The sequence below is a fragment of the Curtobacterium uvaldense genome (assembly GCF_028307415.1).
GTDB lineage: Bacteria > Actinomycetota > Actinomycetes > Actinomycetales > Microbacteriaceae > Curtobacterium.
The window spans coordinates 1-4394 of the sequence record NZ_JAQMHU010000060.1 but is presented as its reverse complement, the minus strand read 5'-3'; the positions used below and the strand labels follow the sequence as shown (position 1 = coordinate 4394).

Genomic DNA, 4394 nt, shown 5'->3' with positions numbered 1-4394 from the left:
CCCCCCCCCCCCCCCCCCCCCCCCCCCCCCCCCCCCCCCCCCCCCCCCCCCCCCCCCCCCCCCCCCCCCTCCCGTCCGTCAGGAGACCGCCATCAGTCCGCAGCGGCCGCCTGCACCTGCCGCTGCACCCGACCGAGCATGCCGACCATGCCCCGGATCCGCAGCGGGCTGACCGCCTCGGTGAGTCCGAGCGTCAGCGGGTAGTCCACCGGGACCGCCAGGACCTCGGGTACGGACAACCCGGACAGCCCCTGCGCCAGGATCGACGCGAAGCCACGGGTGGTCGGTGCCTCGCGCGGCGCCGTCGCGTGCATCCGGACCACGTCCGGCGCATCGCCCTCCGCACCCACCGTGACGGTGATGAAGACGGGGGACTGGCACTCCTCGACGCGCTCGAGCTCGTCCTCGTGCCCCTGCAGCCGCTCGGGCAGCGCAGGCAGCTCGTCGGAGAACTCGAGGAGCAGCTGGAGGCGGTCCTGCTGCGAGAGTTCGAGGAAGTCGTCGCGGATCTCGGCGAGGGGACGGGGGAGTTCGGTGCTCATCGGGTGGGAACGGTACCCGGCTCGGTGCCCGTGGCGATCGGGACGCGCACGGCGCTGCCCCACTCGGTCCACGAACCGTCGTAGTTGCGGACGTTGTCGTAGCCGAGCAGGTGCTGCAGCACGAACCAGGTGTGGCTCGAGCGCTCGCCGATGCGACAGTAGGCGATGACCTCGTCGGCATCCCCGATGCCGGCACCGTCGCGGTAGACGGCGTCCAGTTCCTGCCGGCTCTTGAACGTGCCGTCGGGAGCGGCCGCGGTGGCCCAGGGGATGTTGACGGCGGTCGGGACGTGTCCGGCGCGCAGGGCGCCCTCCTCCGGGTAGTCCGGGGCCGTGGTGCGCTCGCCGGAGTACTCGGGTGCGCTGCGCACGTCGATGAGCGGCTTGCCGAGGTGCTCGAGCACGTCCTCCTTGAAGGCGCGGACCTGCTCGTCGCGGCGCTCCACGACGGGGTACTCGACCGGGGTGACCTCGGTGCGGTCGGTCGTGACCGCGCGGTCCTCGGCGATCCACTTCGCCCGGCCACCGTCGAGCAGCCGGACGTCCTCGTGGCCGAACAGCGTGAACACCCAGAGGGCGTACGCGGCCCACCAGTTGTTCTTGTCGCCGTAGATGACGACGGTGGTGTCGCGGCCGATGCCCTTGCCGCCGACGAGCCGGGCGAAGGCCTCGCCGTCGATGTAGTCGCGCTGGACGGGGTCGTTGAGGTCGGTGTGCCAGTCGATCTTCACCGCGCCGGGGACGTGGCCCGTCTCGTAGAGCAGGACGTCCTCGTCGGACTCGACGACCACGAGGTCGGGGGACCCGGTACCGGCGTCGAGCTGCTCCTGGAGCCACTCGGTCGACACCAGGCGCTCGGGGTGGGCGTAGGCGGCGAACTTCTCGGACGGGTCGACCGGTGCGGTCATCGGGGGTACCTCCAGGCTGCGGGACGAGCGGGGCGGGCGAGGCATAGGATCGGTCCTCGGTGCCCGCGGGCAACGGTACGCGGACGTACCGACCGCCACCTGCAACGTGACACCGCACGACATGCTTCCCGGAGGGGCCACACTTGCCTGCACACCTCGTCGACCGTGATCCGCAGGTGACGCCGCAGCAGATGGCCGCCGCGCTCGTCCCGCCGCCGCAGTTCGCCGACGCGTCGTTCGCCAGCTACCGGCCGGACCCCGAGTACCCGTCGCAGGCGGCGGTGCGCGACGCGGTCGAGGCCTTCGTCGCGACGCGGCCGGAGCCAGCGCGGCGCGGGCTGTTCGGCCGCCGCCGCGAACCGGTCCAGCCGGCGCGCTCCGGCGTGTACCTCGACGGCGGGTTCGGTGTCGGCAAGACGCACCTGCTCGCCGCGGCCTACCACGCGGAGCCGTCGCGGAAGACGTTCGGCACGTTCATCGAGTACACCGCGCTCGTCGGCGCGCTCGGGTTCCAGGGCACGGTCGACCTGCTCCGTGGGACGTCCCTGGTGTGCATCGACGAGTTCGAGCTCGACGACCCGGGCGACACGATGGTGATGACCCGGCTCATCAAGGAGCTGTCCGAGTCGGGCACGCGTTTCGCGGCGACGTCGAACACCCCGCCCGGTGCGCTGGGCGAGGGCCGGTTCGCCGCGCAGGACTTCCTGCGCGAGATCCAGGCGATGTCCGACCGGTTCGAGACGATGCGGATCGACGGGCTCGACTACCGCCGTCGGGCCGTGGACGAGTCGGCGCGGGTGGTCGGGGACGTCGTCGGTGCGCTGCCCGGTGGGGCGACGACGCTCGACGACTTCCGAGCGGTCGTGGACCACCTGGCGACCGTGCACCCGTCGAAGTACGTCGCGCTGGTGGACGGGCTCGACGCCGTCGGGCTGACCGACGTGCAGGCGTTCACCGACCAGACCGACGCACTGCGCTGGGTGGCGCTCGTCGACCGCCTCTACGACGCGCAGGTGCGGATCGTCGCGTCCGGTACGCCGCTCGACCAGGTGTACCCGCAGGCGATGCTCGACGGCGGCTACCGCAAGAAGTACCTGCGGGCCGCGTCGCGCGTGGTCGCGCTGTCCCGCGCGGCCGACTGAGCCACCGTCTGACGGGAGGCCCGTGGCGACACCGCCACGGGCCTCCCGTCGGACGCGCGCGACCGTCCGGCCCTCGCTGCGTCCCGTCAGCGGTGTCGGACCCGTCATCCGGTGTCCGGAAACACACCGTTCACACGGGAGCCCCACGCGTTACACCCGCGAAACACATCGTGCTCCCTCGCGAAACGTCGTGTCGCCAGACTCGTCAGCACCCGAGGGCGGTCCCGAGAGCCGCACTGCAATCGCGAGAGGTGAACAGATGCTTGATCAGGGCAACACGGCATTCGTGTTGATCATGGCGGCGCTGGTGTTGTTCATGACACCCGGCCTGGCCTTCTTCTACGGCGGCCTGGTGAAGGCCAAGTCCGTCATCAGCATGATGATGATGTCCTTCGGAGCGATCGCCCTGGTCGGCGTCCTCTGGGTGCTCTACGGCTACGCGATCGCCTTCGCGAACCACGGCGAGGGCACGAACGTCGCGGGCATCGTCGGGTTCTTCAGCATCGACTGGAACCAGATCGGCCTCGGCCAGGCGTTCGAGGAGGCCAAGGCCTCGACGATCAACGCCGCGTACCCGTCGATGGCGTTCGTCGGCTTCCAGGCCACCTTCGCGATCATCACCGTCGCCCTGATCTCCGGCGCGATCGCCGACCGCGCGAAGTTCGGCGCGTGGATGATCTTCGCCGGCGTCTGGGTCACCGTCGTCTACTTCCCGGTCGCCTCCTGGGTCTTCAACCTCACCTCGGGCATGTTCGCCACGTGGGGCGTCATCGACTTCGCCGGTGGCACCGCGGTGCACATCAACGCCGGCGCCGCGGGTCTCGCCCTGGCGCTCGTGCTCGGCAAGCGCGTCGGCTTCGCCAAGGGCGCGCACAAGCCGCACAACCCGCCCTTCGTGCTCCTCGGTGCGGCCATCCTCTGGTTCGGCTGGTTCGGCTTCAACGCCGGCTCGGAGGGCGCCGCTGACGGCATCGCCGCCCTCGCCTGGGTGAACACGCTCGCCGCTCCGGCCGCCGCGATCCTCGGATGGCTCCTCATCGAGAAGCTCAAGGACGGCAAGGCCACCTCGGTCGGTGCCGCCTCGGGTGCCGTCGCCGGTCTCGTCGCGATCACCCCGGCCTGCGCCGCGCTCACCCCGGGCTGGGGCATCCTGCTCGGCTTCCTCGCCGGTGTGGTCTGCTGCTTCGCGATCGACCTCAAGTACAAGCTCGGCTTCGACGACTCGCTCGACGTCGTGGGCGTCCACCTCGTCGGCGGCATCTTCGGCACGCTCTACCTCGGCTTCTTCGCCGACGACACCGGTCTCATCTACTCGGGCTCCTTCGAGCAGCTCGGCAAGCAGGCCGTCGCCGCCGCAGCCGTCCTGGTCTACTCGTTCGTCCTGGCCTTCGTGATCGGCTTCGCCATCGAGAAGACGATCGGCTTCCGCGTGAAGACCGAGGACGAGGTCGCCGGCATCGACACCGCGGTCCACGGTGAAGAGGGCTACGTCCTCTACGAGGAGCGCGACGAGACCCCGGTCTCGGTCCGCTAGACACCGCACCACCCGCACGGATGACGGGCCCCGCGCACACAGCAGGCGCGGGGCCCGTCGTCGTGTGCGGTGCCGGTCACAGTGGTCGCGACCACGGCGCGTGGCGCCTGCCACGGACGGGGGGGGGGGGGGGGGGGGGGGGGGGGCCCCCCCCCCCCCCCCCCCGCCCCCCCCCCCCCCCCCCCCCCCCCCCCCCCCAAAAAAAAAAAAAAAAAAAAACAAAACCCAAACAACACCACCACACCAAAACCCCCCCGCCCCCGCGGGG

The 4394-nt window shown here is 71.1% G+C and carries 4 protein-coding genes; 2 read left to right on the top strand and 2 right to left on the bottom strand.

Annotated elements, in window-relative coordinates; all coding sequences use genetic code 11:
• Positions 1 to 92: 92 nt before the first annotated feature.
• On the bottom strand, positions 93 to 542 hold the full coding sequence (locus tag PIJ49_RS16845) for a SufE family protein (protein ID WP_251155417.1): 450 nt from the start codon (positions 540 to 542) through the stop codon (positions 93 to 95).
• Positions 539 to 1450 (bottom strand): sulfurtransferase, encoded by a 912-nt coding sequence (locus tag PIJ49_RS16840; RefSeq protein ID WP_271827133.1) that lies wholly within the window; start codon positions 1448 to 1450, stop codon positions 539 to 541. Before PIJ49_RS16840 ends, PIJ49_RS16845 begins: the two co-directional genes overlap by 4 nt.
• Before the next feature lie 191 nt (positions 1451 to 1641).
• On the opposite strand from PIJ49_RS16840, the gene zapE reads away from it, so the two are divergent.
• Both zapE and PIJ49_RS16830 read left to right on the top strand, forming a co-directional pair.
• The gene (gene zapE / locus PIJ49_RS16835) at positions 1642 to 2592 is read left to right on the top strand and encodes a cell division protein ZapE (protein ID WP_081985283.1); all 951 of its coding nucleotides are present in this window, start codon (positions 1642 to 1644) and stop codon (positions 2590 to 2592) included.
• Between the two features lie 259 nt (positions 2593 to 2851).
• Positions 2852 to 4126: an ammonium transporter gene (locus tag PIJ49_RS16830; RefSeq protein ID WP_251155418.1), complete on the top strand. Its 1275-nt coding sequence runs from the start codon at positions 2852 to 2854 to the stop codon at positions 4124 to 4126.
• Positions 4127 to 4394 lie beyond the last annotated feature (268 nt).